Source organism: Brucella sp. IR068, from assembly GCF_049065885.1.
GTDB classification, from domain to species: Bacteria; Pseudomonadota; Alphaproteobacteria; order Rhizobiales; family Rhizobiaceae; genus Brucella; species Brucella intermedia.
The window spans coordinates 286,097-310,497 of record NZ_JBAKHE010000006.1 but is presented as its reverse complement, the minus strand read 5'-3'; the positions used below and the strand labels follow the sequence as shown (position 1 = coordinate 310,497).

The following is a 24,401-nucleotide window of genomic DNA, read 5'->3' as shown; positions in this document are numbered from 1 at the left end:
CGAGACGCCACGCCTCGACAAGCTCGGCATGGCTCCTCAGGATGAGGGGTGTGGGCGCTAGAACTCTTCCTCATCCTCAGGAGGTGCCCTGAGCGCGGGCAGGGCGTCTCCAACCCTCGCTCCCCTCATCCTGAGGAGGTGCCCTGAGCGCAGCGAAGGGGACCGTCTCGAAGGATCAAAAGACCGAAGGATCGACCGGTCATCACTACGAAATCGCGCCAAGTGACTTCACCTCCACGCCACGGGCGATTTCGACATGGGAGAGCACCGGCAAGGTGGCGAACAGGCGCTCGATAATCATGCGGATATATGGCCGAGCTTCCGGCGAGGACACCAGCACGAAGCGCTCGCCATTGTCGAAATGCTTGCGGATGACGGCGGAAGCCTCGGTGCCGAACTGTTCCAGCAGGCGCGGATCGATGTCGAATTCGACGATCTCGCCCTTGGCGTCACGCTTGAGGCTCTGGTGGAAAACCAGATCCCAGCGATTGCCGAGACGCAGAACATTCAGAACGCCATTGTCGGAAAGATCGCCGCAAATCTGCTGCGCCATGCGCATGCGCACATGCTCCACGATCATTTCCGGGCGGCGGACGAGCGGCGCGATTTCCGCGATGGCTTCGAGGATCAGATGCAGGTTGCGGATGGAAATGCGCTCGGCGAGCAGCAGTTTCAGCACCGCCTGCAAGCCCGAATAGGAAATATGCGTCGGGCAGATATCTTCCAGAAGCTTGCGATATTCAGAACCCAGACGATCCAGCAGGATGCGCATGTCCTTGTAGGACAGAAGCTGGGCCAGATTGTTGCGGACGATTTCGCTCAGATGCGTCAGCAGGACGGAGAGATTGTCCACGGTCATGTAACCATCGCGGCGCAGATCAGCCGCGAAGGTTTCCGGCACCGAATAGGCGCGCATGCCGAAGGCCGGCTCGCGTACTTCCTCACCGGGGATGGACGGGATCGGGCGCTCGCCCAGCACGACGAGCGTTTCGCCGACGCGCAATTCGTGGCTGGCGACAGCCGTGCCGTGTATCTTGATGCGATAGCTTTTCGGCGGCAGGGCAATGTCGTCCGTCACCTTGATTTCGGGAATGACGAAACCGTATTCCTGCGCGAACTTGCGGCGCATCTTGTTGACGCGGTGCGCCAGTTCCTGCTGCGAGGCGATCAGCCGGGCGGAAAGCTGCTTGCCGAGGCAAAGCTCGATCTGGTTGGTTTCCAGCGACGCCTTGACCGAGTTGCGCTCCTGCTCTTCCCCCTCGCGCTGCTTCTTGTCGGCTTCGCTCGCTTCCGCCTCGCGCTGGCGCGCCTGGCGGCGCGGCACGGCAATGCCGACAAAGGCCATTGCGCCGCCCAGCATGAAGAACGGGAAGGCTGGCAGGCCCGGCATGATGCCGAGGACGAAAAGCAGCATCGCCGCGACCAGAAGCGCCTTCGGATAGGCGCCGAGCTGGCCGAAGATCGCCTGGTCGGCGGAACCGCGCGTGCCGCCCTTCGACACCAGAAGACCGGCGGCGAGCGAGACGATCAGGGCCGGAATCTGCGTGACCAGACCATCGCCCACCGACAGTTTGGTGAAGACGTCGGCGGCGTGCGCAATGTCCATGTCGTGGCGCGTGGCGCCGATGATGATGCCGCCGAAAATATTGACGGCGGTGATGATGAGGCCCGCAATCGCGTCGCCGCGCACGAATTTCGAGGCACCGTCCATGGAGCCGAAGAAGGAGCTTTCCTCTTCCAGCTCGCGGCGGCGGCGCTGCGCTTCCTTTTCATCGATCAGGCCGGACGAAAGGTCGGCATCGATGGCCATCTGCTTGCCGGGAATGGCGTCGAGGGTAAAGCGCGCGCCCACTTCCGCGATACGCGTCGCGCCCTTGGTGATGACGAGGAAATTGACGATGATCAGGATGCAGAAAACCACCAGACCGATGACGAAATCGCCGCCCATCACGAATTGCGAGAAGCCGTGGATCACATGACCGGCGGCGAGATAGCCTTCATTGCCATGGGTCAGGATCACGCGCGTCGTCGCGATGTTCAGCGACAATCGCATCATGGTGGCGATCAGCAGCACCGTCGGAAAGGCGGAAAAGTCGAGCGGGCGCTGGATCCACAGCGCCACCATCAGGATCAGGACCGAAAAGGCAATCGAGAATGCCAGCCCGATATCCAGCACCACCGCCGGGACAGGCAGGAAAAGCACCGTCAGGATGATGATGATGCCAACCGCCAGACCCATGTCGCTGCCGGTCAGAAATCCGCCTTTTATGAAGGGTTTAGCCGCTGCCTGCTGCACGTCCGTCTCCTGTTTGCGGAGGGAACTTAGCTTGCGAAGCTTGCGCGAAGGCTACGTGCTAGAACCCCTTCTCGATGCGCGAATATGCGAGCAGCGTGAAAGAGTTGATCTGCGCGCCGACGAAAGGCGCGGTCAGGGCCAGCACGACGAAGATGACGATGATCTTCGGCACGAAGGTCAGTGTCATTTCCTGAATCTGGGTCAGCGCCTGGAAAAGCGCAATGCCGATGCCTGCCAGCATCGCGGCAAGCACCGCCGGGCCGCTTGCCATAAGCACGGTCCAGATCGCGGAATTGACGATATCGAGCGCGTCGGCCTCGTTCACCGCATCATGTCCTAGCTGATCTTGACGCCTGCGCCGATCATCAGCGTCTTGCCGTCTTCCAGTTCGGCCAGCATGCCGTTGGACTGGATGGTAACGGATTTCACGACGCCGGATATGCTGCCATCGGCATTGGTCAGCGTGCGGCCGATCCAGCCTTCGGCCTGCGTCAGCGACGTATTGGCGATTAGCGTTTCAAGCTTGCTGTTCATCTGCACGGCCTGTTCCACATTGGAGAAGGTCGCAAGCTGCGAGACATATTGCGTCGCGTCCATCGGCTGCGTCGGGTCCTGGTTCTGCATCTGCGTCACCAGAAGCTTGAGGAAGGAATTGTAGTCGACGCTTGCCTTGTTGGCCGCCGAATTGCTGTTGTTCGGCGTATTGTTGTTCGTCGTGTTCGTGCCGACCGGCGGTGTCGTGGTCATCGGTTTGCCTCTGCGGATTTCCGGATTGCAGCCACGGGCGAAGCCGGGGCTTCAAGGCCCATCAGTTCGGCCTCGCGTGGATATTGCGCGCGAATGGTCTTGAGCGCCTCAAAAACGCGCCCGTTATGAACCAGCTCGTCGACCAGCTTCAGCGCATTCAGGATTTCCACATCCTTGAACGTGGAGAACATGCCCCTCAGCATCTGCGCGAAGGTGGCGTGGGCCTGTTCGCGCATGGCCGGTTCGATCAGCATCATCTGCGCGGCGAAATAAAGCTGGCGCAGCGGCGTTGTCGTGTCTTCGGGCTGGAGAACGTGGTTTTCCAGAAGGAAGGTGGCGTCGTTCAGAAGCTCGAGCGAGACCTTGCGGTCGGCCTTCAGCACTGCACCATTGATAAAGATACGTTCGCCCGCGCGCAGCGAAAGGCGAATGGCCGGTTTTCCGTTGGGAGCCATTTCAAAGTCCGTCCCGGATCGACTGGGTGATCTCGATCAGCGTGGCGTAATCGTTGCTTTCGCCCTGGCGGATGCGCTCGATTTCCTTCAGCACGAAAATGCCGACGGAAATGATCGCCGCCTTCAGTTCCTTCGGCAGCACGTTTTCCTCCGACCCCAGATCGTCGATGATCGTGGTCCAGAGCTTCGTGGTGAAATAGGTCGCGTCGATCCCCTCGCGCGAGCCACTGCCGTTTTCCTTCGCCAGTTCGAGCATTGCGATGGAACGGTCGAACAGCGTCCGCTCCCGTTCCCTGGCGCTCGCCATATCGTCAGTCATGACATCTTCGTAGCGCATCTGATACATGGTTTTCTCCGTCTATCAGTCCGGACGGGCTCGCATCATGCTGCGTCCGTCCTGATCATCCCGACTATCTGAGATAGTTGAGCAGGCTCATATTCTGCAGCTGAACCGTCAGCGAATAGGAAGTCTCGATCTGCGTCTTCAAAGCGTTGACGCGGGTCGCCGCCTCGTAAGGGTCGACTTCCTCGAGATTGAGCACCGACTGGTTCAGTATCTTCTGCTGCGCCACGATACGCGTCGTCGCCGCCTGCGTGCGCGACTGCGCCAGACCGAGCGTCGTCTGTTCCGACGTCGTTTCGGTAATCGCCGTCGTCGTAGTCTGCATGGCTTTGCCAGTCAGGGCTTCGAAAGCCTGGCTGTTGAGGCCGATGGTTGCGAATTCGGCGACCATGACCGCCGACATGATCGTCCTGCGGAAGCCGTCGGCATTGGCCGAGATCGACGTATCGGCGGTTTCGGTGGGCGAGATGCGGCTCTTGATCACCGTGTCCGATGCATCCGACCAGTTCGCGGCCCAGTTGGCATCGTTGAACTCCTCGGCGAAATCGCCGTCGAGAAAGGCCGTCATCTCGTCGCCGGTGATGTTGGCCACCTGCGGATCGTCGATGGCGAAGCCAAAATGGTTCTGAAAGGCCTGGCGCACGGCGGTCTGCGCGGCGCTGCCCTCGGTATAATCGGCAACCGGCTTCACATCGGTGTTCACACCGGCGAAGATATATTCGCCGTTATAGCTGGTGTTGAGCAGGCCGGTGACGGAGTTGAGAATAGACTTTGCCGACTTGGCAATCGTGGCGGCACTTTCAGCGGTATTGTTGGCGCCCGTCAGGTCGCCCAGAAAGTTCTGCGTGTTTTCGATGATCGTGCCGGCAGCGGTCTGCGTCGCATTCATGCGCTGCTGCACCAGCTTGTTCATGTCCGTCAGCACGCTCAGCCGGTCATATTCCTTGCGCAGGGACACGGTCTGCCCGGATTTCGAGCCGAGCGACAGCCCGACATCGAACACGGTTCCCGTGGTCGCTTCCTGTTGGGCTTTCAGCATCTCGGCCTTGTTCTTCGCGACCATGGCCCTGAGGGCTGACGTTGCGCCATAGGTGGAAATCGATTGCGCTTTCATTGGCCTCACACCGCGTTGAGAAGATCGTCGAGCATTGCGCTGATCGTGGTCAGCACCCGGCTCGATGCCTGATAGGAATGTTCAAGATCGAGAAGCAGCGCCATTTCGGTGTCCATGTCGACGCCGTTGGCGTTGGAGAGGGCGGCGTCTGCCTGAGTGGCAACCGTCGCATTATAGGAGAATTCGCTGTTGGCCTTCTGGCGCTTGCCTTCAAGCCAGCTGATGGATGACGCGCTGTAGTCGATCAGGCTGGAGCTGGCCGAAAGACCTGTTGCCGGATCGAACGCCATCGGCTCCGAGAAGGCTTCGTTGAGCGCCCGCAGGCGCTCGCTGAACCCGGCTGCGCCTTCGATGTTATATTTGTAATCAGGCCCGTTGGCCCCGCCGTCACGCAGCAAGAGCGCGCTGCCCCCCTCGGAGGCAACGAAAGCCGAGGACACCTTGATGCTGCCTGCAATGCCCGCCGACATACCTGCGCCCGGAACATCCGGCGATCCGGCCCAGCTGAACAGACCCGTCTTGTCGGCGCCGACGCCGGTCTGGTCGCTTTCGGCAAACATCGTCACCAGATTGCGCGCAATCTCGTCAAGCTGCATCTGGTATTGCGGGGCGATCTGGTCGCGCAGTTGCAGCAAGCCGCTGAGACGGCCTGTTCCATAAGGCTGGTCGAATGTCTCGTGGTTGAGCGGAACCCCATCCACCAGCACCGCCTTGCCGGAAATGCCCGGCGCCAGCACCGTCGACTGCTCGAAGCTAACCTTGCGCGCCGTCGTCTCGAAAAGCGTCACGCCGTTTTCGGCAAAGATCACCATGTCATTGTCACCGCGCATCATGGTGGTGATGCCGATCTCGCCGGAAAGCTGCTTCAGGATCGCATCGCGCTGGTCCATATAGTCGGAAACATCGCGATTGGCGCGCGTGCCGCCGACGATCTCCTGATTGACCTTCTCGAACTTGGCCAGAAGATCATTGATATTGGCGACGGAATCCGCGATTTCCCGGTCCGCATCGTTGCGCAGCGACTGGATCTGCTTCGTTCCGGCATTGAGCGCATTGGCGAGCGACTGCGCCGTCGACACCACGCTGTCGCCAAGCGCGCTGTTGGAAGGCGAAGCGGCATAGGTCTGGAGCGCATCGCGCAGATCGCCGATGAGGGCCGAAGGCGAGCCGGAATAATTATCCGCCGAATAAAGCGACGAAAGGCGGTCGAGCCCGCCTGCGAGAATGGAAGAGGAAGAGGCCGTGCTGTTCGACTGGATGAACCTGTTGAACAAGGCCTCATCCGCCGACCGGCTGATCCCCACGTAAAGCGAGCCATAAGGCCCCGATACGAGAGAAGCGGTGCGTCGGGAATAATCCGGATCGTTGGCCCTGGCGATATTGCTGGAGACAACGGAGGTCTGCTTGGACGTTGCCGCAAGCGAACTTTTGGCCGTCAGAAGAGCAGAACTAAGCGACATCTTACCCCATCCTACAAGTGCATTCCCGGCAGGCGCGATGCGGTCTCGTGCCCGGAAATGCGGCTAAAACAAACACCTGGAAAGCCCCTGATAATTCCGCTTCTATCGGAACTGCCCCATCGTGCGTGAACCGTGCCCGTTGCCCGGACGGTCCGTATTCTCAATGCGCCAGTGGTCCGGTTCCGGCATTTGCGCCCCTCGGAAAGAGGTCCGGGCAAATGCCAAATTCAAACCACTGTTTCCGGGAAAGGCTTTTCACCCTCCCCGGAACTGGCCGGTTTAACGTTTCAGATTGACCAGCACGTCCATCAGTTCGGAGCCGGTCTGGAAGACTTTCGAATTGGCCGTATAGCTGCGCTGCGCCTCGATCATGTCGGTCAGCTCCTGCGCGATATCGGCATTGGATTCCTCCAGCGTGCCGGACATGACCTTGCCCATGCCCTCGCTCTGCGGGAAGCCGAGGCGAACGTCACCCGATTCAGCGCTCGGCAGGAACACGTTGCCGCTCACCACCGTCATGCGATCCGGGCTTGCGACATTGGCAAGCGGAATGCGCGCCAGAACCTTCTGCGTGCCGTTTTCGTAGATGGCGACGACCGAGCCGTCATTGGCCACATCCACGCCCTTGACCGCCGACGGCGCCTGGCCGTTGATCTGCGCCTGCGAGATCGTGTATTCACCGGCGCGCTGTGTCGAGGCGCCGAGATTGAGGCTGAGGCTCTGGCCGCCATAAGGCCCTAGATCGACCGTCACGTCGCCCGCGGACGTCATCGCGCCCGTGGTCGGATCGAAGGTCAGCGTCGTCGGGCCGCCGACCACTGCATTGTCGGCTGCGTTCTTGACCGTGACGCTCCATTCATCCGTGCCGGTCTTGCTGAAATAGACGTCGAGCGTGATCTTCTCGCCCTTGTCGTTATAGGAGATCAGCGAGGTCTTGTGATTGAATTCGCCGGCTGCTGGAACCTGATCGCTAGACGGCAAATTAACCGTGAAGGTGCCCGACGTGCTGCCTTCCGGCGGAAGGGCCGCGCTGTTGACATTGATGATGTTCAGGCCGGGAATCGTCAGCGCGCCGGCGGGGTCGTTCGGGCCTGCGCCCAGAAGATAATAGCCGGCTGAATTGACCAGATTGCCGTTCTTGTCGGGAACGAAGGAACCGGCGCGGGTCAGGAAGGTGGAGCCGTCCGCGCCCTGCACCACGAAATAGCCGTTGCCATCGATGGCAAGGTCGGTCGTGGACGATGTGGAGCGGATGCCGCCCTGATCGGAAATGCCGTAACGAACATTGGTCAGCACGCTGCCGGAATTATACTGTCCGCCTGTGCTGGGCAGAACGAGCGACGAAAACTGGGTTTCGGCGCGCTTGTAACCGACGGTGCTTGCATTCGCGATGTTGTCAGCGACCGCCGACAGGCGGTTCGCCTGCGCGTTCATTCCCGAAACACCGGTCCGCATCATACCGTAGAGGCTCATTAGCAGCTCCTGATTGGTTGTATCACCATCATTGTGTCACCGGCCAAAATCCAAGAGTTCTGGGCCGGAATCCGTGAAGTCCAGCGATGGAATCGGCGACCCGACCCACTCATCCGCGATCAAGCTAAAGAGCCACGCTTGCGTGAAACTGTAGCCTCGGGATGTTTTACGCTTTTACTGGGGAACCGACGCGGTTTCGGAAATCCGCAGACCTGCTCGAAATCGCGATACTGAAAGCATGTCTCCCGGAAGTGGGAACCGCCTTGGCGGGGAAGTCAGTCCGCCGGACTGGCCTCTGGTGTCGCTGCGATGCGGTGAGAACATGCGTGAAGACAAAGAGACAGTGCGCATCAACCTCATTCGATATTGATGCAGTAGCCCAGGAAGCGCTTGGAATCGATCGGATCGAAGCCCATCTGCTCACGCAGCTTCTTGCGCAACTTGCTGATATGGCTTTCAACGACGTTTTCTTCGACTTCACTGTCGAAAATGCCGTAGATCGCGCTGAAAATCTGCGCCTTGTTCAGGCGGCGGCCGCGATTGGCAATCAGATATTCCAGGATGCGGCGCTCGCGGCGCGGCAGCGGAAAATCGACGCCGTTGATCTGCGGATCGCGGCCATCGGAGAAAACGCGGATCGGGCCAAGCTCGGTGCCATCGTCGCTGGAAGCGGCGGATGCGCCCGCGCGGCGGCGGATCGCATTGATGCGCGCAAGGATTTCACGCACATGCACCGGCTTGCGCACAACATCGTCAACGCCTGATTGAAACAGCTCCAGCGTATGTTCCAGTGACGGACGGTCGTTGACGGCGATCACAGGCGCCTTGCAACGTTCACGAATCCGGGCCGGAAGGCGATGCTGATCGGCACATTCACCGATCAGGAAGGCCTCGACAGCCATGATATCCTGCTGCGGAACGCTCTCCACCCACTCATCGAAATCGGTAGGGGTAAAACCCGTCGTCGTGATGCCTTCGCGACCGAACCAGGATGAGTATCCTTCAGTCACAATATCTCTGTCGTCTACGACAACGATCATCGGCCCGCCTTCCGAATCAATATGTTAGCCCAAGCACGCTAGCAATAACTGGCGAGAGGAATCAGCAACAATGGCAATTAGTTGCCCGCAACAAATTGGGAGGCATTTTAGTAGATGCTAAAATAGAGGGAATCGCATTGATTGCAACGCGCCTCATCCTTTAGGCGCACAAACCTTAACCGAATATTAACGGCTCACGAACATTTACGATTCTTTACAAGGGCTTAAAATTTCGGTCGCTTTAACAGCACTTGCCGAAGACTGCAACCGGCAATTGAACAGGCGCAACATGGGTGCACCTGACACTCTGTTACAACCTGTTAAAATTGGCAGGAATCGGGTTTACCCGAAGCAGAAGTTTCGCGCCTGCGGCGTCCAGTTTCCGAAGCCGGTGGCGACCATATTCGTCATCACGCGGCAGACGTAACGCTTCTGGGCGGGGTCGTTGTTCGGCCCGGCGTGATAGCGCGCGACGGCCATCGTCCAGTTGCCTTCGCGCTGGCGGAGCTGCTTCAGGAATCGGGCCGCGTAATCGACATTGAGGCTCGGCATCAGCATCGCGGCAACCGACGGAAATTCTTTGCCGTGATAGTGAAAGTTGATCTGCATGCAGCCGAGGTCGATCAGCTTTGCGCCTTCGGCCCTGACCTCGTTGAAACGCCTCACCGCCGCCGTCTGCGACGGCATGAATTCGGCGCGCCCTTCGATGTTCATCGCATAGGGTTGCAGGGAGTTCTTGCGGCCGGTTTCCGTCAGCCCGACCGCGTAGAGAATGCCGAGCGGGACATCGTAGCGGGCCGATGCCCGGTGCATTTCGCGCTCACAGATATTCTCGGCTCTGGCCGGGCGGCTGTCAGACAACCAGGCCGCGATTGCGGTCGTTATTGCGAACAATACCGTTCCCGCCATCCTGCGCGCCCTGCATGTCCGAACGCTCGCGTCCTGCCTGACCGGATTCATCATTCCGCCTGCCCTCGCCGCCCATGAGACCCGCCTGGGTCTCGCTGCCGTTTCGCCCGTCAAAACCCTGCTGCATGCTGAAAGCCTGCTGCTGGCCCGATTGCTGGCCGCTGGCCTGCTGTTGCCCGGCATTATGCGATGCCTGCGCCTGCTGCACCGCGCCCGCCGCGTTGCGATCGGTGACGGTCACGGAAATTTTCGCATCGTCCGCGACGCCTGCCGCCTTCAGGGCTTTCTCGATCATGGAGCGGTCGGCGGCGAGCGTTTCTGCCGCATGGGTCTTTTCGGCGACGAGATGCACCTCGACCCCTTCCGATCCCACGCGGATGCGCGCCGTCACCGTCCCGAGTTCTGCCGGATCGAGCCTAATCTGCAAGGTCTTGACCGTGCCGAAGCTGCGTTCGGAAACCACCTGAATGTCGGCGATCCGCGCCGCGCCCTGCGACGGCGTGGTGGCTGCCTTGCTTTCTCCCGGCACACTGCTTTTGGGCGCCGGTTGCTGTGGCTGGAGATCGGCCCTGTCGGGCGTCTGGCCCGACTGCCGCGTCTGCCCCTTGTCCGCGTTCGCGGGGCTGGCGAGATCGTCCACAGCGTTCTCGCTCGGATTGCCGCCGGTCTCCTTCGATGCGTCAGGAGCGATAAACTGCTCCGCCCTGGCGCTGGCCGAAGGCGTCGCCGGGGCTTGCCCCTTCTTCGGATCGACATGCGCATCAGGCAGTTCGCCAACCTGCTTCTCTCCCCCTTCCGGACCTGCTTCCTTAATTAAGGCAGAGAGCGGATCAGAGGGGTTTTTGTCGTTTTTGGCGATATTTCCTGTGGCAAAATTGTGATTTGGTCCCTTCAAATCAGGCGAAGAAGTGGCCAAAGAGAGGAGATTTTGCGGCAGAACGAAAATTGCAGCCTGTTTCGCCCCGTCTTCATCCCTCGTTTCAGCCTCATCCATTTTGGCTGCGTCGTCCTTTTCATCCTTCCTTTCGACCTTGCCCTGCGGTCGTTCCAGAAGCGAACTGAACAATTTCGCCGGGTCGGCCTGCCCCTCGCTTTCCGCCTCCGCCTTTGCCTGCGACGGACCGGAATTTCGGGCGAGCGAAGCAAGTCGGCTGGTCGAATTCAGCAAAATATCAACGCTCATTGAACGGTCTTTCCTAGCAAGGCATCGATTTCGGCAAGCTTGCGCCGCGCATCTTCCATCGTTTTCTGCAAATCGTCTTCCGGCTGGTTTTTGACAGGCTTCAGGCTGACGGCCATCGGAGCTGCCGCAGGGTTCGCAACCGGCTTTTCCGCCCGGTTTTCCGGCGGATTCGCTGTTGCCATCGGCGGCACATCCCTTTCGGTCAGGGCCGGTTTTGCGGGCGGCGAGGCATCCGGCGTGCGGGTGACGACCGTGCCGACCGCTTCGGCGGCCTTCAGCAGCTTGCGATCCGGTTCCTGCAGCTTGTCGGGCGAAATCTGCGACAGTTCCCGCAGCGCGCTGCCTGCCGAATCCGAGGCAACATCGCTTGCCGCCGCATAGAGATTTGCACGGGTGGGGTCGGTTTTCAGTTTGTCGGCAAGCTTTTTCGCCTCTGCCGACATGAAACGCGCCCGCTCTGTCTGACCATCGACAAGCGCTCCGCGCGCGATTTGCAGATAGAGCGAATATTGCATCACCGGATCAGCCGAACCGATCAACCTTGCCAGTTCCGCATTGCCGATACGGTCGTTGAGCTTCACGGCCGCATCGACAAATTGCGCCATGAAATCACGCATATAGGGCGAACGGGGAAAGCGCTGGAGATAATTTCGCGCCAGAAGCCTGATCTTGTCGGCATCGCCAAGCCGGGCTGCAATCGGCATCGAACGGCGGATCGCCGCTTCCTCGAACAGGGTGCCCGGCGCATCGAGCCGCACCTGATCGAGCCGCATCAGGGCCGTCGCCGGATCGAAGGCCGTCATCTGGCTGGCGGTGACGAGCACGATGGAGGCCTTCAGTTCCGACGGGACATCGGGCGCCAGCGGAACAGAGAAAAGCTTCACCACTTCAATCGTCTGGCCGGAAGCATAGGCAAGCGCTCCCTTGACCAGTTCCGGCGGCACGGCATCCGTCTTGAGGTCGGCAAGTACCTTGCGCACCGCTTCCGGATTGCCGCCATTGAAGAGATAGATGATCGCCGCATAGACATTTTCCGGATTGTGCCAGACGTCGCCCGACGCCCGCCCCATATCCGTGCTGACGAAGCCCAGAAGCTTGTTGAGCATGACCACCGCTTCCGGCTTTCCGGCGACGATCTGGTCCTGCAACATGCGCAGCGAACGCACGAGCTTGTAGGGTTCCAGCACCGGCAGCGTGCGGGTCTCGGCCACCGCCTGCGCCTGGGCTTGAGCAAAGGCCGGAGAGGCCGCTCCCGCCAGGGAAAGGCCTGCCACACATGCCAGGAGTGAGCGCGTGGCGAACCGCTTCATGGCGCGGACTTGAGGAAAATATCGATGCGGCGGTTTTCAGCCGCATTCGGATCATTGGCGTTCTTCGGCTGGCGGTCGGCATAGCCTTCCACGCGCAGCACGCGCTTTTCATCAAGCCCGCCGCGAACCAGCATGTAATAGGCCATCTGCGCGCGCGCCGAAGAGAGACGCCAGTTGTCATAGGTCGCGCTCTTGAACGGACGCGCATCGGTATGCCCGCTGATGATGACTTCGCCCGGCTGGCGGGAAATCACCTGGGCGATGCGCTCCAGCATCTGCACCACGCGGGCGTCCGGCTTGGCGGAGCCGATGGTGAACATGCCGTAGTCTATCTTGTCGGTAAGCTGGATCATCACGCCGCCATCGACGGGAACGACCGTCACATCGGGCATCGGCTCGGCTTTCTTTGCGGCCGTACCTTCCTTCGCGGTTTCGCCCTCAGCCGCCTTTTTCAGATCGGCAATGAGCTGCTCCTGCTTTTCTGCTGGCGTGTCTGCTGGCGCTTCCGCAGGCTTTGCAGCTTCCTCCGGTTTCGGCTGGGCCGCTTCCGGCCTGGGCGGCGTGGCCGGTGCCGCATCCGGCGGGGTCAGGTCCTCGACAGCCTTGCTCGACCAGTAATCGGGGCTGAACGGATCACGATAGGCTTCGCCGCCATCGGCGCCTGTTGCGGGGCCGGATTTCGACGTGCCGCCATCGCCCTTGGCAGACTGGTTCTGCAGAACGCCGGTTTCGTGGGCCAGTTCCGACAGCACCGCATAGGGTTCGCGGAAAAGCTGGCGCTCTTCCTGTTCGCTTGGCGGCGCGACGGTCGTATCGTTGATGACCTTGGTGCTGTTTTCGATCTTCTGGTCGCTTTCATAGCGAACCTTGCCGTCTTTCTCCTCGACATCCTGCACGCCCTTCGGGCTTGAATGCCGGTCCATCAGCTTGACGGGATTGAAATAGCTGGCAACCGCCGCCTTGGTTTCCTCATTGGCGGCATTGATGAGCCACATGACGAGGAAGAAGGCCATCATGGCGGTCATGAAGTCGGCATAGGCGATCTTCCACACGCCGCCATGATGGCTGTCATGGTCGTCATGCCCGCCGCGGCGCACAATGATGATCTCGCGCTTGGTTTCGGGATCGATGTTCATTGCACCGCAGCCTTCAATTCTTCAAGAAGCGGCGCGATGCGCGTTTCAAGCACCCGGTCGCCAAAGGAAAAGGAAAGTTCGTCCGCGCCGGTTTCCGAGAACCTGCAGCCGGACGGCAGCAGGGCGGCGTGATCGCGGAGCGGCGCAACCAGCCGCGCCGGGCCGGAAATTTCCGGCGCTTCGCCGTCGAGCGCCAGCGCCGCAATGCGGCGCGCAAATTCCGCAACCGCCTCGCGCTCCATCTTTTGCGCCAGCAATGGCATCAGGATTTCCGCGATCTGGCCGGAAAAACTGCGCTCCAGCGCGGCCAGCGCTTCGGTGAGGCTTCCTGCCAGAAGCAGGGCCTGCTCACGCGAGAATGCAGCGCGCAACGTTTCGATTTCGGCCTCATGCTCCCGCAGAAGCCGCGTCTTCTCCGCCTCGTAGAGCGCCTCGGCTTCGCGGTGTCCATCTTCCCGCCCGGCTTCAAAGGCAGCGCGCCTTTCTTCCTCGCCGGCGATGATGGCCGCAACTTCCGCCTGCTCGGCGGCAGCGGATTTTTCGGCAGAAGCCGCACGCTTCGGCGCCTCGCTTCCAGCTTGCGGCGCGGGCGTTTCCTTCAGCGGTTTCGGCGGCAAAGGCGCAGCAATGATCTCGACCGCCTCATCCTCTATGTGATGGGTCGAGAAATCGGGAAGATAACGGCTGAGGGAAAGCGCGCTCATCGTCAGGCCGCCTCAAGCTCCGGCATGACCGAAGCCTTTGCGGTCGATTCCCTCAATGGCTGGCCCTCGCGGCTGGCGGCGGTTTCGTGAATCCACTGCTTGAGAACGGCTGCGACGCGCTCTTCGTCCATGTCGATCATCTGTTCCAGTCGCAGCTTTGCGGGCATGCGCATGCGCTGGCGAAGATCGCTGAGGCTTGTCTTCATCTGGTCGGCATAGGCTTCCGGCCCACCGATGACGGCCTGTACGCCCTGCGCCCCTTGTACGCCTTCGCCTGCCGCCTGACCGCCGACGAAATCGGGTGCAGCCACGTCGCTTGTCTCGCGGATGGCGACTTCCGTGCCGGCAGTCCTGGCATTCTGGTCACGCAGCAGCGGACGCAGGCCGAACCAGATCAGCAGACCGACAGCGGCAAGGATCGCAAGCGCATTGACATAGGAGCCGCTCTGGCGAAGCACCGTGTCGGTCCACGGCGTGGAGACCGGTTCCATATCGGCACCGGCAGGATCGAGGAAGTTGACGGCGGTCACGTTGATGACGTCGCCGCGATCCGCGTTGAGGCCGGCGGCGGTTGCCACGAGGTCGCGGATCTTGGCGATCTGCTGGTCGACGAAATTGGCGGGCGGCGGCGTGGTGCCTGCGGTTTCCAGAAGCCGCGCCTGATCGATGACCACGGCGATGGACAGGCGCTTGACGGTATAGCCGTCGCTGACGGTGGAAACCGTCTTGCTGTTCATTTCGTAATTGGTCAGTTCCTCGCGGCGGTCGGTCTTTTCCGACGAGCTTTCGCCGTTGCGATTCTGGATTTCTTCCTGCGGAATGTTCTGTTCGACGCCGGTTGCGTTGTCGTTGCGATTGTTGCGGGAATCGCCGCTTTCACGGACAACGCGCACCGAACGCTCGACACGGGATTCGGGATCGAAGATGGTTTCGTTGGTCTGGCGGCGGTCCGTATCGAGCACTGCCTGAACGCTCGTCTGGAAATGCCCCATGCCGAGATAGGGCGCCAGCGCCTTGCGGATGCTGTCGTCCACATTGCCTGCGACCTGCTGCTCCAGCGAGGCGGTCATCAGCGCTGCGCCATTGGCGGCTTCGCCAGCCGAGGCCAGGAGGCGGCCATTGGTGTCGAGGACGGTCACGGCGGAAGCATCGAGCGAGGGAACGGCGGCGGCGACCAGCTGGCGGATGGACTGGGCAGATTCGGCGGCAAAGCCGCCTTCGGCGCGGATGACGACCGAGGCCGACGGCTTCTGGTCGCCACGGCGGAACGAACCCTTTTCGGCGAGCACGATGTGGACGCGGGCGGCCTTCACGCCGCGAATGGCCTGAATGGTGCGGGCGATTTCGCCTTCCAGCGCGCGCACGCGGGTGATTTCCTGCATGAACGAGGTCAGGCCGAGCGAACCCATATTGTCGAAGAGTTCATAACCGGCATTGTTCGAGGTCGGCAGGCCCTTTTCGGCCAGATACATGCGGGCGTTTTCCGCCTTGCCGATGGGCACGAGGATGGACGAGCCATCGGCCTTCACATCGAAAGGAATGCCTGCCTCGCCAAGCGCCAGACCCATGCGGTTCACATCGTCACGCGAAAGACCGACATAGAGCGTCTCATAGGAGGGGCGGCTCAGATAGATGCTCGTATAGAGGATCGCGGCCATGAGCGCGGCGCCCACAAGTCCGAGCGCCACGAGTTTTCGCGCGCCAAGCTTGCCGAGCGTACCCTTGAGCTGTTCGATCAATTGCTGGAAATTCTGCTGCATCCACACCACCGCCATAATGATGGATGCAACCTAGCCCGCGAAGCTTGCGCGAAAGTGGCGGCTGATGAAGCAAGTGCTTCCGGAAACTGGAAATGAGCGCAAAGAATTGGGGCGCGGAATGAATCCCGCGCCCCGTTTTCCGCCCAAAGACATCCGATCCGATCAGGTCGGTTCGGATGCGAACCCCTGATTTGCCTGAGAACTCGCGAGCGCCGGCAACCCGGCGCCCGTTGCAGAAGCGCGTCTCATTTCGGGACGCGCTTCCATGCTGGCTCAGTTATGATTAGCCGCGGAACAGCGACAGGATCGACTGGCTCGACGAGTTGGCGATCGAGAGAGCCTGAACGCCGAGCTGCTGCTGAACCTGGAGAGCCGACAGACGAGCCGATTCCTTGTTCATGTCAGCGTCAACTAGCGTGCCGACGCCCTTTTCGATGGAGTCGGACAGACCGGACAGGAAGCTTTTCTGGCTGTCGATCTGCGACTTCGCAGCACCAAGCGATGCAGCGCCGGTGGTCAGGCTCTTCAAAGCCGTTTCAACCTTGACCATCGCAGCATTGATTTCGGTGTCGGTCAGAGATGCGTTAGCAGGAACCTGGAAGAAATCAGCGGCAACAACAGCGGCAGCAGCGCCCGTCGCATAATCAACGGTGCCATCTGCGGCTTTGCCAAATACCTGCGTTTCAGAGGCCTTAACATCAATGGTGTCGACCTTCACGGTCGTGTCGGTACGATTGTACGAAGCGACAACCTTAAGATCAGTCGTGCCGTCGTTAACAAGCAGATTCGAACCTGCATAATTAGCGTTGCTGGCAGCTGATTTGATGTTGTTTTGAATCGCAGTGATCTGCGTTGCGATCTTATCCTGGTCTTCCTTGCTGGCGCCTTGCGCGCTAACAAGGAGCTTCTTCATTTCGTCGACCTGATCCTTGATCTTGTTCATCGACGTGTAAGCGGTATCGACCTTGCCAGCGCCGAGGCCAAGAGCGTCCTGGACAGCCGAGTTGGCCTTGTTGTCGGACTTCATCGAGGTCGCGATGGACCAGTACGAAGCATTGTCCGAAGCTTCGGAAATACGAAGACCGGTCGAAATACGGTTCTGGGTAGCTTCCAGCGACTTGTTCGTCGAAGCAAGCGTCTGGAGAGCGGTCAGAGCCGAAGAGTTTGTAAGAATGCTAGCCATAGTTTTTTGCCCCTTGGGAAAAACAATCTGAGGGACAGGCCGGGTTTCAGATTACCGGCATGGTGGAGCGGCATCATGCCTGTTGCCGCGTAACGCGCGGAAACCCACCATGAGCCGACAGTTAGAACCCAAACATTAAAGAAAGGCTAATTTATTCCGTCAAAATTTAACCGATTCGCAAATTCCCATTCGGAATTTTGCTTGGTGCGGTTTGAAGCGTACCAAAACGGGTCAGGAGAACGAACGTATCAGGCTTCCGACCAGTATGTTCCAGCCGTCGATCAGCACGAAGAACAGAATCTTGAACGGCAGCGAGATCACCGTCGGCGGCAGCATCATCATGCCCATGGACATGGTGAGCGTGGCCACGACGAGATCGATCACCAGAAAGGGCAGCACGATCAGGAAGCCGATTTCAAACCCGCGCCGCAGTTCAGAAATCATGAAGGCGGGGACCAGAACGCGGAAATCGACGATGCCGTCATCGCCGGTGCGGAAGGATGGATCGGCGAGGTCTTCAAAGAGCCGCAGATCCTTGTCGCGCACCTGTCCCAGCATGAATTCGCGGAAAGGCTGGGAAATTTCGGTGAAAGCCGCCTGCTGGGTGATTTCATTGCGCATCAGCGGCTGCACGCCGTTGTTCCAGGCCCGGTCGAAGGCGGGTGCCATGACATAGAACGTCATGAACAGGGCGAGCGAAATCATCACCATGCTGGCGGGCGCGGTCTGGAGGCCGAGGCCCGAACGCAAAAGCGAAAAGGCGATGGCGAAGCGCGTGAAGCTCGTCACCATGATGAGAATGCCCGGCGCGATGGAAAGCACCGTCAGCAGCCCGAACAATTGCACGATCTGGCCGCTCGCCGCGCCGCTGCCTGCTGGAAGCAGGTTGTCGAGCGTCAGCGCCTGCTGCGCCTGAGCGGACACCGTGAGGGCGAGCGTCAGGATGACGCCGAGGCCAAGGAGCTTCTTCATTCTACCACCAGCGCCGAGATGAAGACGCGGTCGACCGCGCCTTCCGAACGCAGGCGAGCGCGTTCTTCCAGATCGGCGCGCAGATAGGCAAGCCCCGCCGCGCCCTGCAATTGCATGAGATTGACGCTGCGCAGGAAGCTCAGGAAATCGTCGCCGACGCTTGCCGCCAGCGCCGCCGGAATTTCATGTCCGGGCTTTGCCACCAGCGACGCTTCGAGGCGCACCCAAGTATCCTGCGGAATGCCGAGATTGGTCACGATCGGCTGCAAGGGCACGACCGTGCCGATGGAGCGCGATTCGAAGTCGCCCTTTTTCGGCTTGTCTTCCTTGCCGGAGACCTTTGCCGACGCCAACTGATCGGCGGAAATCATGCCGCCCAGATACCAGCCGCCGCCACCGGCGATGACGGTCAGGACCGCGACAGCCGCAAGCAGCGTCGTCAGCGAGCTTTTCGCCTTGCCGTCCGTTTCCGTTGTCGTCGTGTCGCTCATATCCGGCATGCCTCAGAAGGGAGAAACCTGATCGAGAATCTGCTGGCCGTAAGGGGGCTGCTGAATCTCGCTCAGTCGTCCGCGCCCGCCATAGGAAATGCGGGCTTCGGCGATCTTGTCGTAGGAAATCGTGTTGTTGCCGGAAATATCGCGCGGGCGCACGACACCGGCGACGTTCAGCACGCGCAGTTCATTGTTGACGCGCACTTCCTGCGACCCGCGGATGATCATGTTTCCGTTCGGCAGCGTGTCGGTGACGATGGCCGCGACCTGCAGGCGGATGTCTTCGCTGCGCTCGATGGTGCCCTTGCCCTTCGACTTGCTGTCGGAATGGGTGTTGACCGAAGCGTCCATGTCGCCGCCGGCGCCAGCGCCTGTGCTGCTGCTGGTCGCAAAGGAACCGCCCGCGCCGTAAATGCCCTTCGACACGCGCTCGCGGTCGGTCTTGTTATCCAGATTGGCGCGGTCGTTGATGGAGATGATAACCGTCAACACATCGCCGGGCGTCGCCGCGCGCGGGTCCTTGAAGAAATTGGTCGAACGCTGGTCCCAGAGCGAATAGGACGCCTTGCTCGGGCGCGCCGGATAGCCGTTGAACTGCGGATTGTTCTGCATGCCGAGATTGGCCGCGACAGGGGACAGGTCGGGCGCGCGGCCGATTTCCTCCGGCTTGGTCGCGCAACCGGCAAGAAGGACCAGGGTTGCTGCTGCAAGGATGGCTTTGTTCATACTGTTCTTCATTGCACCGTATTCCCGGTCTGCGCTGCGGCGCGCTGGTCGCTGACAGGCTGCGGCGCGGTCGAGGTGCGCTGCGAGCCGACGATGACGCGGGCGAGCTTGGCCGCCTTTTCCGGCGACATTTCATTGAGGATGATGCTGGAGACGCGTGGATTAAGCTTGAGGATCAGGGCTGCCGCCGCTTCATCGCCGATCAGCGTCATCTGCGCCGCCGCCGCCTCCGGCTTCATCTTCGAGATGATATCCACCAGCGAATCCTGCGCCTTGCTGACGAACTCGTCGCGGCGCTTCAGCCACATTTCATATTCCCGGCGCTTTTCCTCAAGCGCCCGCATCCGCTCCTCGACATCGGCCTTCAGCTCGGTCAATTGTCTGGCCTGAAGCGCATAGCGGGCATCCGCCGCCTGATCGTCGATATTGCCGCAGAACTTGCGGATTTCATCGAGATTGCCGAGTGATGGCGGATCGGCGAAAGCGGGAACGGACGCCGCCAGAAACAGCGCCACCGCCGAACCATACCGGATCATTCTACGAGCCTTGGTCATTGCACCACCAGTTCCGCATGAAGCGCGCCGGATGTCTTGATGGCCTGCAATATCGCGATGATGCCGGTCGGCTTCACGCCGATCTGGTTCAGGCCCTTCACCAGATTTTCAAGGTTGGCGCCGGTCAGGATGCCGATCTTGGCGTTCTGCTGATTGACGGCGATATCGGTATTCGGCTCAACCGCCGTCACGCCGTCGCTGAACGGCTCAGGCTGGACGACCATTGGCGTTTCCGTCACGCGGACCGTCAGGCTGCCGTGGCTGATCGCGACTTTGGAAATGCGCACCTTCTCACCGATGACAACGGTTCCCGTCCGCTCATCCACCACCACACGCGCCACTTCGTCGGTCGTGATCGGCAGACCCTCGAGTTCGGCCAGAAAACGCGCCGCAGGCACGTTCTTCGGACGCGACAGGCGGATCGTCTTGGCATCGCGCGCAATGGCCACGCCGCGACCATAACGGCGCTTGGCGAAGACATTGATCGTATCGGCAGCGCGCACGGCAGTGGTGAAATCGGGATCGCGCAGCTCGACGATCATTTCGCTTTCCTTGCCGAAATTGCCGGCCACTTCGCGCTCGACCAGCGCGCCGTTGGGAATGCGCCCGGAGGTCGGCACGCCCTGCGTCACGCTTGCAGCTTCACCTTCCGCTGAAAAGCCGGACACGATCATGTTGCCCTGCGCGACGGCATAGATCTGGTTGTCGGCACCCATGAGCTGGGTCATGACGAGTGTACCGCCTTGCAGCGAGGTCGCATCGCCGAGCGACGATACCGTGACGTCGATGCGCGAACCGGCACCGGCAAAGGCGGGCAGGTTGGCGGTCACGATGACCGCGGCCGTGTTCTTGGAACGGGTGGAATTGCGCGGCGCGCTGATGCCGAGATTATCCAGCATGGCGCGCATGGACTGTTCGGTGAAGGGCGAATTGCGCAGGCTGTCGCCCGTGCCCTTGAGGCCGATGACGAGACCATAACCCACGAGCTGGTTTTCGCGCACGCCCTGAATGGTGGCGATGTCCTTCAGGCGCGCAACCGCGCTGCCGCGACCAAGCTCCGCATAAGCCATTTTGGACGGATCGCCGCCGGAGCCGAGCCAATCGGCATCGGCATCCACTGCGGAACCGAATTCCCGCGCATTCTTGGACGACTCGTCCGCAAGGCTTGCGGCGGGCTGGGAAACAAGCGCCAGGACGGCGAGCAGGATGGCGAAAGTCTTTCTCACTGCATCCCCACCTGAATACGCCCATCTGCCAGCACCGTGCCGGACACGATGATGCCGCTATCGACGTTGCGAACCTTGATGAAATCGCCAGCCGCACCGGATTCGAGCGGCGTTCCCATGGCGGTGATTGTCAGCGTACCGGCGGTAAACACCAGCGGCGCCGGAACCCCGCGCGTGACCAGCGACGGCTCGCCCAGGGCCGAAACGAGGATCGGCTTGCCCGGAAGCAGCGTCTTGCGCGCCACCTTGCCCGCCGCCTGATCGAGCGACAGCACATATTGGCTTGCTGCGGGCGCATTGATGAAGAACTGCTTTTCCAGAAGGGCCGTGTCGCTCACGATCTGGCCGGGATAGACGGTGGCCGAAGGCACGACAAAAGCGATGCGATCGGCAGCATTCGCACCGGCTGTTGCCGCGAGCAGCAATCCGCCTGCAAGCGCCAGCCCTGTTTTCCGGAAGATTGCTTTCGCCAGCCCCATCGCCATCACCGTCAGCGCAGGTTCTTCGACACGGTTGCCGCCATTTCGTCGGCAGCCTGAATGACCTTGGAATTCATTTCATAGGCGCGCTGCGCCGTGATGAGATCGGTGATTTCCTTCACCGGATCGACATTGGACGCTTCGAGATAGCCTTGCTTGATCGAGCCGTAGCCGGGATCGCCCGGAACGCCGACCAATGGGCCGCCGGATGCTTCCGTTTCGCGGTAGAGATTGCCGCCGAGCGGCTCCAGACCCGCTTCATTGGTGAAGTTCGCAAGGGTGAGCTGGCCGAGATCGACCTGATTGATCTGGTCCTGCAATTTCGCGAAAACCTGGCCCGTATCGGTGATCGTCACTTCAATGGCATCCGGCGGAATGGTGATCGCCGGTTCGACCGGATTGCCGTCGAGCGTCACGAGCTGGCCGTCAGGGTTCTTGTTGAACGCACCGGCGCGCGTGTAAAGCGTCTCGCCGGTCGGGCTCTGGATCTGGAACCAGCCGCGCCCGGTCAGCGCCACGTCGTAGGGATTGCCGGTCTGGTTGAAACTGCCCTGAATGTGGAGGTTGCGCACCGCCGCCGTCTGCACGCCAAGGCCGACCAGCGCGCCCTCCGGCACGATGGACTGGTTTGCCTGATTGGGCACGCCTGCCGTCCGCTCGGACTGGTAGAGAAGATCGGAAAATTCCGCACGTGCGCGCTTGAAGCCGGTCGTGTTGATATTGGCGATGTTGTTGGCGATCACTTCCAGATTGAGCTGCTGGGCGTTCATGCCTGTTGCGGCAATCGTCAGGGCTTTCATGGCGCGTCCTTAATCTCTCGTCTGGACAGAAGTCTGAATCATAAGTCGCCATGCGGGTTGCAAACGGCGACTTCCGGATCAGACGCTAGATGGGCATGCGGCTGATTTCGAGATAGGCCTGCACGATCTTGTCGCGGATCGCGATGGCGGTCTGAAGCGACTGCTCGGCTTCCATGACGGAGCTGACCACGTCGCGCACCGGCGCATCGCCCTTGATACCCTGGATGGAGGTTGCTTCGGCGGCCTCCAGCTTCTGGCCGACGGAATCCGTCATCTGCGACAGGACCTCGCCGAAGGAAGCGCCCGGCGTCGCCGGAACGGCCTGCGGCGCGGAAGCCGAGCCCACGCCCTTTTCGACGACGGTTTCGGAAAGGCGCGACAGGGCATTGCGCGCCGAAATACTCATGATCGAGTCGTACATTATGTGCTCCTCAAGAGATCGATGGTCATGGAAATCAGCTCACGGGCTTGTTTCACGACCTGCAAATTGGCTTCGTAGGAACGATTGGCTTCGCGCATGTCCGCCATTTCAACGACCATGTTGACGTTGGGATAGCGGACATAGCCGCGCTCATCCGCTGCGGGATGGCTCGGCTCGTATTGTTCGATGAAGGGCGACGTGTCCTTGCCGACTTCAGCAATGCGGACTTCGGCGGCGCCGGTGCCCTGCTCCAGCTCGGTGCGGAAGGAAACCGTCTTGCGGCGATAGGGATCGGCATCGGCGGTCTTGGCAGTCGACTGCGCATTGGCGATGTTTTCGGAAACAATGCGCAGACGCGTCGATTGGGCCGAAAGGCCCGACGCTGCGATCTTCAATGTGCTCTGCAAGGCATCGGAAGACATGACTATCCCTTCGCTACCGACAGCATCATGCGGTGGAACGCCTTCACGATGCTTGTGTTGAGCGAATATTCGCGGGCGATCTCACCGGCCTTCATCATTTCCTGTTCGACATCGACCGTGTTGCCGGAATGGGTCTGCTCGGTGATGTCGTCGGGGCGCAGGCGCGCGCCGGCGATCCCGTCGGCTTCGGCTTCCAGGTGCAAAGGGCTGGTGGCAGCCATGGTGAGCTGCGTCTTGTCCAGCACATCCGCAAAGGGCTGCACGTCACGCGCGCGAAAATCCGGCGTATTCGCATTGGCGACATTGCCCGCAACCGTGGCCTGCCTTACCGACAGCCACTGCGCCTGCCTTGCGGCCAGATCGAAGAGATGAATCGGCCCCATATCTATTACCCGCCATCCTTATTCACTGTTCGTTAACCTACAGGGCGAATCTTGTGCGAGACTTGCGTGATGCTGGGAAACCGGCTAACTGCCAGCCATCGTCAACGCGAACCGGGAGGTGCGACATGCTGAACAAGACAGAATTTGCCGCGCTCGCTGGTTTCGGATCGCGCGGAGGCGCGACCGTTTAAGGCGTTTCCGACGTTTCCTGTCGGCCAGCGGGCATTCTTCATCGAAACCCGGAGCGTCGTGCATCCACCGGATGCATGAAATCGCTTCATGGCGCGCACATGCGCCTTACAGGAACCCACTGTCATGAAACAGAATGGACAGCCTCGCGCTGCAGACGATACCGCCGTGACCCTCGAACCGGTCAGGCAGACGGACTACCAGCAGGTGATTGCCCTCAATCCCCATCCGCATCAGCAGGGCTTCGTGGCCAGCAATGAGGAATCGCTTGAAGATGCCGGGGAGAATCCGGCCTGTGTTCCGCTCCTTGTCAGGGCTGGAGGCGAGCCGGTCGGCTTTGCCATGTATGCCCTTGATGAGGACGATGGAAACTACTGGATTTATCGCCTCGTGATCGATGCGCGCCATCAGGGCAAGGGCTATGGGCGCGCAGCCCTCAGGCAATTGCTGGGCCTGCTGTCGGAACTGCCGGATTGCCCTTTCGTCATCCTCGGCCTTCAGCCGGGAAACGATGGTGCCCGGAGGCTCTATGAGCAGACAGGCTTCCGGATGACGGGAGAGGTCATCGGCGGCGAACTCATCATGAAATATGAGTTCTGACCAGAGCGGTTCCTGTTCTGAC

General features: G+C 60.6%; 26 protein-coding genes and 1 pseudogene. 1 reads left to right on the top strand and 26 read right to left on the bottom strand.

Annotated elements, in window-relative coordinates; all coding sequences use genetic code 11:
* Window positions 1–205: 205 nt before the first annotated feature.
* From flhA to flgB, 26 genes and pseudogenes are all read right to left on the bottom strand, one after another.
* Window positions 206–2,296: a flagellar biosynthesis protein FlhA gene (gene flhA, locus ACOWVS_RS13010; protein ID WP_006469392.1), complete on the bottom strand. Its 2,091-nt coding sequence runs from the start codon at window positions 2,294–2,296 to the stop codon at window positions 206–208.
* A gap of 58 nt (window positions 2,297–2,354) precedes the next feature.
* Window positions 2,355–2,621 carry a flagellar biosynthesis protein FliQ gene (gene fliQ / locus ACOWVS_RS13005; RefSeq protein ID WP_006469393.1) on the bottom strand — a complete coding sequence of 89 codons (267 nt, stop codon included), beginning with the start codon at window positions 2,619–2,621 and terminating at the stop codon, window positions 2,355–2,357.
* 11 nt (window positions 2,622–2,632) lie between these two features.
* Entirely contained in the window at window positions 2,633–3,043 is a 411-nt protein-coding gene (gene flgD / locus ACOWVS_RS13000) for a flagellar hook assembly protein FlgD (protein ID WP_006469394.1), read from the bottom strand.
* Entirely contained in the window at window positions 3,040–3,498 is a 459-nt protein-coding gene (gene flbT, locus ACOWVS_RS12995) for a flagellar biosynthesis repressor FlbT (protein ID WP_006469395.1), read from the bottom strand. Before flbT ends, flgD begins: the two co-directional genes overlap by 4 nt.
* A 1-nt stretch (window position 3,499) precedes the next feature.
* On the bottom strand, window positions 3,500–3,844 hold the full coding sequence (gene flaF / locus ACOWVS_RS12990; RefSeq protein ID WP_006469396.1) for a flagellar biosynthesis regulator FlaF: 345 nt from the start codon (window positions 3,842–3,844) through the stop codon (window positions 3,500–3,502).
* A 64-nt stretch (window positions 3,845–3,908) separates the two neighbouring features.
* Complete coding sequence (locus ACOWVS_RS12985) at window positions 3,909–4,955, bottom strand: flagellar hook-associated family protein (RefSeq protein ID WP_006471445.1); 1,047 nt, start codon at window positions 4,953–4,955, stop codon at window positions 3,909–3,911.
* 5 nt (window positions 4,956–4,960) lie between these two features.
* Window positions 4,961–6,415: a flagellar hook-associated protein FlgK gene (flgK, locus tag ACOWVS_RS12980; RefSeq protein ID WP_006469398.1), complete on the bottom strand. Its 1,455-nt coding sequence runs from the start codon at window positions 6,413–6,415 to the stop codon at window positions 4,961–4,963.
* Window positions 6,416–6,694: 279 nt separating this feature from the next.
* Window positions 6,695–7,888 carry a flagellar hook protein FlgE gene (locus tag ACOWVS_RS12975; protein WP_006471443.1) on the bottom strand — a complete coding sequence of 398 codons (1,194 nt, stop codon included), beginning with the start codon at window positions 7,886–7,888 and terminating at the stop codon, window positions 6,695–6,697.
* A 356-nt stretch (window positions 7,889–8,244) separates the two neighbouring features.
* Window positions 8,245–8,928: a flagellar transcriptional regulator FtcR gene (gene ftcR, locus ACOWVS_RS12970; protein WP_006469399.1), complete on the bottom strand. Its 684-nt coding sequence runs from the start codon at window positions 8,926–8,928 to the stop codon at window positions 8,245–8,247.
* Window positions 8,929–9,270: 342 nt separating this feature from the next.
* On the bottom strand, window positions 9,271–9,837 hold the full coding sequence (locus tag ACOWVS_RS12965) for a transglycosylase SLT domain-containing protein (RefSeq protein WP_031346090.1): 567 nt from the start codon (window positions 9,835–9,837) through the stop codon (window positions 9,271–9,273).
* Complete coding sequence (locus tag ACOWVS_RS12960) at window positions 9,782–11,020, bottom strand: flagellar hook-length control protein FliK (RefSeq protein WP_006471441.1); 1,239 nt, start codon at window positions 11,018–11,020, stop codon at window positions 9,782–9,784. Before ACOWVS_RS12960 ends, ACOWVS_RS12965 begins: the two co-directional genes overlap by 56 nt.
* Window positions 11,021–11,079: 59 nt before the next feature.
* Window positions 11,080–12,330, bottom strand: a pseudogene (locus ACOWVS_RS12955) (chemotaxis protein); the annotation flags it as partial.
* Entirely contained in the window at window positions 12,327–13,466 is a 1,140-nt protein-coding gene (locus ACOWVS_RS12950; protein ID WP_006469403.1) for a flagellar motor protein MotB, read from the bottom strand. The pseudogene ACOWVS_RS12955 and the gene ACOWVS_RS12950, both read right to left, overlap by 4 nt.
* The gene (locus ACOWVS_RS12945) at window positions 13,463–14,170 is read right to left on the bottom strand and encodes a hypothetical protein (protein WP_063621285.1); all 708 of its coding nucleotides are present in this window, start codon (window positions 14,168–14,170) and stop codon (window positions 13,463–13,465) included. Before ACOWVS_RS12945 ends, ACOWVS_RS12950 begins: the two co-directional genes overlap by 4 nt.
* Window positions 14,171–14,172: 2 nt before the next feature.
* Window positions 14,173–15,945: a flagellar basal-body MS-ring/collar protein FliF gene (gene fliF / locus ACOWVS_RS12940; RefSeq protein ID WP_006469405.1), complete on the bottom strand. Its 1,773-nt coding sequence runs from the start codon at window positions 15,943–15,945 to the stop codon at window positions 14,173–14,175.
* Window positions 15,946–16,213: 268 nt separating this feature from the next.
* The gene (locus tag ACOWVS_RS12935; protein ID WP_006469407.1) at window positions 16,214–17,113 is read right to left on the bottom strand and encodes a flagellin; all 900 of its coding nucleotides are present in this window, start codon (window positions 17,111–17,113) and stop codon (window positions 16,214–16,216) included.
* A gap of 231 nt (window positions 17,114–17,344) precedes the next feature.
* On the bottom strand, window positions 17,345–18,085 hold the full coding sequence (gene fliP, locus ACOWVS_RS12930; protein WP_006469408.1) for a flagellar type III secretion system pore protein FliP: 741 nt from the start codon (window positions 18,083–18,085) through the stop codon (window positions 17,345–17,347).
* A complete protein-coding gene (locus ACOWVS_RS12925; protein ID WP_006471440.1) occupies window positions 18,082–18,576 on the bottom strand; it encodes a flagellar basal body-associated FliL family protein in 495 nt (164 codons plus the stop codon). Before ACOWVS_RS12925 ends, fliP begins: the two co-directional genes overlap by 4 nt.
* Before the next feature lie 12 nt (window positions 18,577–18,588).
* Window positions 18,589–19,317 (bottom strand): flagellar basal body L-ring protein FlgH, encoded by a 729-nt coding sequence (gene flgH / locus ACOWVS_RS12920; RefSeq protein WP_021585286.1) that lies wholly within the window; start codon window positions 19,315–19,317, stop codon window positions 18,589–18,591.
* A complete protein-coding gene (locus ACOWVS_RS12915) occupies window positions 19,314–19,859 on the bottom strand; it encodes a MotE family protein (RefSeq protein WP_006469411.1) in 546 nt (181 codons plus the stop codon). Before ACOWVS_RS12915 ends, flgH begins: the two co-directional genes overlap by 4 nt.
* On the bottom strand, window positions 19,856–21,085 hold the full coding sequence (locus ACOWVS_RS12910) for a flagellar basal body P-ring protein FlgI (protein ID WP_006469412.1): 1,230 nt from the start codon (window positions 21,083–21,085) through the stop codon (window positions 19,856–19,858). Before ACOWVS_RS12910 ends, ACOWVS_RS12915 begins: the two co-directional genes overlap by 4 nt.
* On the bottom strand, window positions 21,082–21,564 hold the full coding sequence (flgA, locus tag ACOWVS_RS12905; RefSeq protein ID WP_006471438.1) for a flagellar basal body P-ring formation chaperone FlgA: 483 nt from the start codon (window positions 21,562–21,564) through the stop codon (window positions 21,082–21,084). Before flgA ends, ACOWVS_RS12910 begins: the two co-directional genes overlap by 4 nt.
* An 11-nt stretch (window positions 21,565–21,575) precedes the next feature.
* Window positions 21,576–22,364, bottom strand: coding sequence for a flagellar basal-body rod protein FlgG (flgG, locus tag ACOWVS_RS12900; RefSeq protein ID WP_006471437.1), 789 nt, complete (start codon window positions 22,362–22,364; stop codon window positions 21,576–21,578).
* Between the two features lie 85 nt (window positions 22,365–22,449).
* Window positions 22,450–22,785 carry a flagellar hook-basal body complex protein FliE gene (locus tag ACOWVS_RS12895; RefSeq protein ID WP_006469415.1) on the bottom strand — a complete coding sequence of 112 codons (336 nt, stop codon included), beginning with the start codon at window positions 22,783–22,785 and terminating at the stop codon, window positions 22,450–22,452.
* Window positions 22,785–23,207: a flagellar basal body rod protein FlgC gene (flgC, locus tag ACOWVS_RS12890; protein ID WP_006469416.1), complete on the bottom strand. Its 423-nt coding sequence runs from the start codon at window positions 23,205–23,207 to the stop codon at window positions 22,785–22,787. The genes ACOWVS_RS12895 and flgC overlap by 1 nt, the downstream gene beginning before the upstream one ends.
* A gap of 2 nt (window positions 23,208–23,209) precedes the next feature.
* Window positions 23,210–23,590: a flagellar basal body rod protein FlgB gene (flgB, locus tag ACOWVS_RS12885; protein ID WP_006469417.1), complete on the bottom strand. Its 381-nt coding sequence runs from the start codon at window positions 23,588–23,590 to the stop codon at window positions 23,210–23,212.
* Window positions 23,591–23,905: 315 nt separating this feature from the next.
* Here flgB and ACOWVS_RS12880 point away from each other — a divergent pair, with 315 nt between their 5' ends.
* Window positions 23,906–24,379 carry a GNAT family N-acetyltransferase gene (locus ACOWVS_RS12880; protein WP_006471436.1) on the top strand — a complete coding sequence of 158 codons (474 nt, stop codon included), beginning with the start codon at window positions 23,906–23,908 and terminating at the stop codon, window positions 24,377–24,379.
* The last annotated feature ends 22 nt before the right edge of the window (window positions 24,380–24,401 follow it).

Bases quoted from the DNA above. Each gene is read 5' to 3' on its own strand.
- flgD (WP_006469394.1), bottom strand. From the start codon at position 3,043: ATGACCACGACACCGCCGGTCGGCACGAACACGACGAACAACAATACG.
- flbT (WP_006469395.1), bottom strand. From the start codon at position 3,498: ATGGCTCCCAACGGAAAACCGGCCATTCGCCTTTCGCTGCGCGCGGGC.
- flaF (WP_006469396.1), bottom strand. From the start codon at position 3,844: ATGTATCAGATGCGCTACGAAGATGTCATGACTGACGATATGGCGAGC.
- ACOWVS_RS12985 (WP_006471445.1), bottom strand. From the start codon at position 4,955: ATGAAAGCGCAATCGATTTCCACCTATGGCGCAACGTCAGCCCTCAGG.
- flgK (WP_006469398.1), bottom strand. From the start codon at position 6,415: ATGTCGCTTAGTTCTGCTCTTCTGACGGCCAAAAGTTCGCTTGCGGCA.
- ACOWVS_RS12975 (WP_006471443.1), bottom strand. From the start codon at position 7,888: ATGAGCCTCTACGGTATGATGCGGACCGGTGTTTCGGGAATGAACGCG.
- ftcR (WP_006469399.1), bottom strand. From the start codon at position 8,928: ATGATCGTTGTCGTAGACGACAGAGATATTGTGACTGAAGGATACTCA.
- ACOWVS_RS12965 (WP_031346090.1), bottom strand. From the start codon at position 9,837: ATGGCGGGAACGGTATTGTTCGCAATAACGACCGCAATCGCGGCCTGG.
- ACOWVS_RS12960 (WP_006471441.1), bottom strand. From the start codon at position 11,020: ATGAGCGTTGATATTTTGCTGAATTCGACCAGCCGACTTGCTTCGCTC.
- ACOWVS_RS12950 (WP_006469403.1), bottom strand. From the start codon at position 13,466: ATGAACATCGATCCCGAAACCAAGCGCGAGATCATCATTGTGCGCCGC.
- ACOWVS_RS12945 (WP_063621285.1), bottom strand. From the start codon at position 14,170: ATGAGCGCGCTTTCCCTCAGCCGTTATCTTCCCGATTTCTCGACCCAT.
- fliF (WP_006469405.1), bottom strand. From the start codon at position 15,945: ATGGCGGTGGTGTGGATGCAGCAGAATTTCCAGCAATTGATCGAACAG.
- ACOWVS_RS12935 (WP_006469407.1), bottom strand. From the start codon at position 17,113: ATGGCTAGCATTCTTACAAACTCTTCGGCTCTGACCGCTCTCCAGACG.
- fliP (WP_006469408.1), bottom strand. From the start codon at position 18,085: ATGAAGAAGCTCCTTGGCCTCGGCGTCATCCTGACGCTCGCCCTCACG.
- ACOWVS_RS12925 (WP_006471440.1), bottom strand. From the start codon at position 18,576: ATGAGCGACACGACGACAACGGAAACGGACGGCAAGGCGAAAAGCTCG.
- flgH (WP_021585286.1), bottom strand. From the start codon at position 19,317: ATGAAGAACAGTATGAACAAAGCCATCCTTGCAGCAGCAACCCTGGTC.
- ACOWVS_RS12915 (WP_006469411.1), bottom strand. From the start codon at position 19,859: ATGACCAAGGCTCGTAGAATGATCCGGTATGGTTCGGCGGTGGCGCTG.
- flgA (WP_006471438.1), bottom strand. From the start codon at position 21,564: ATGGGGCTGGCGAAAGCAATCTTCCGGAAAACAGGGCTGGCGCTTGCA.
- flgG (WP_006471437.1), bottom strand. From the start codon at position 22,364: ATGAAAGCCCTGACGATTGCCGCAACAGGCATGAACGCCCAGCAGCTC.
- ACOWVS_RS12895 (WP_006469415.1), bottom strand. From the start codon at position 22,785: ATGTACGACTCGATCATGAGTATTTCGGCGCGCAATGCCCTGTCGCGC.
- flgC (WP_006469416.1), bottom strand. From the start codon at position 23,207: ATGTCTTCCGATGCCTTGCAGAGCACATTGAAGATCGCAGCGTCGGGC.
- flgB (WP_006469417.1), bottom strand. From the start codon at position 23,590: ATGGGGCCGATTCATCTCTTCGATCTGGCCGCAAGGCAGGCGCAGTGG.
- ACOWVS_RS12880 (WP_006471436.1), top strand. From the start codon at position 23,906: ATGAAACAGAATGGACAGCCTCGCGCTGCAGACGATACCGCCGTGACC.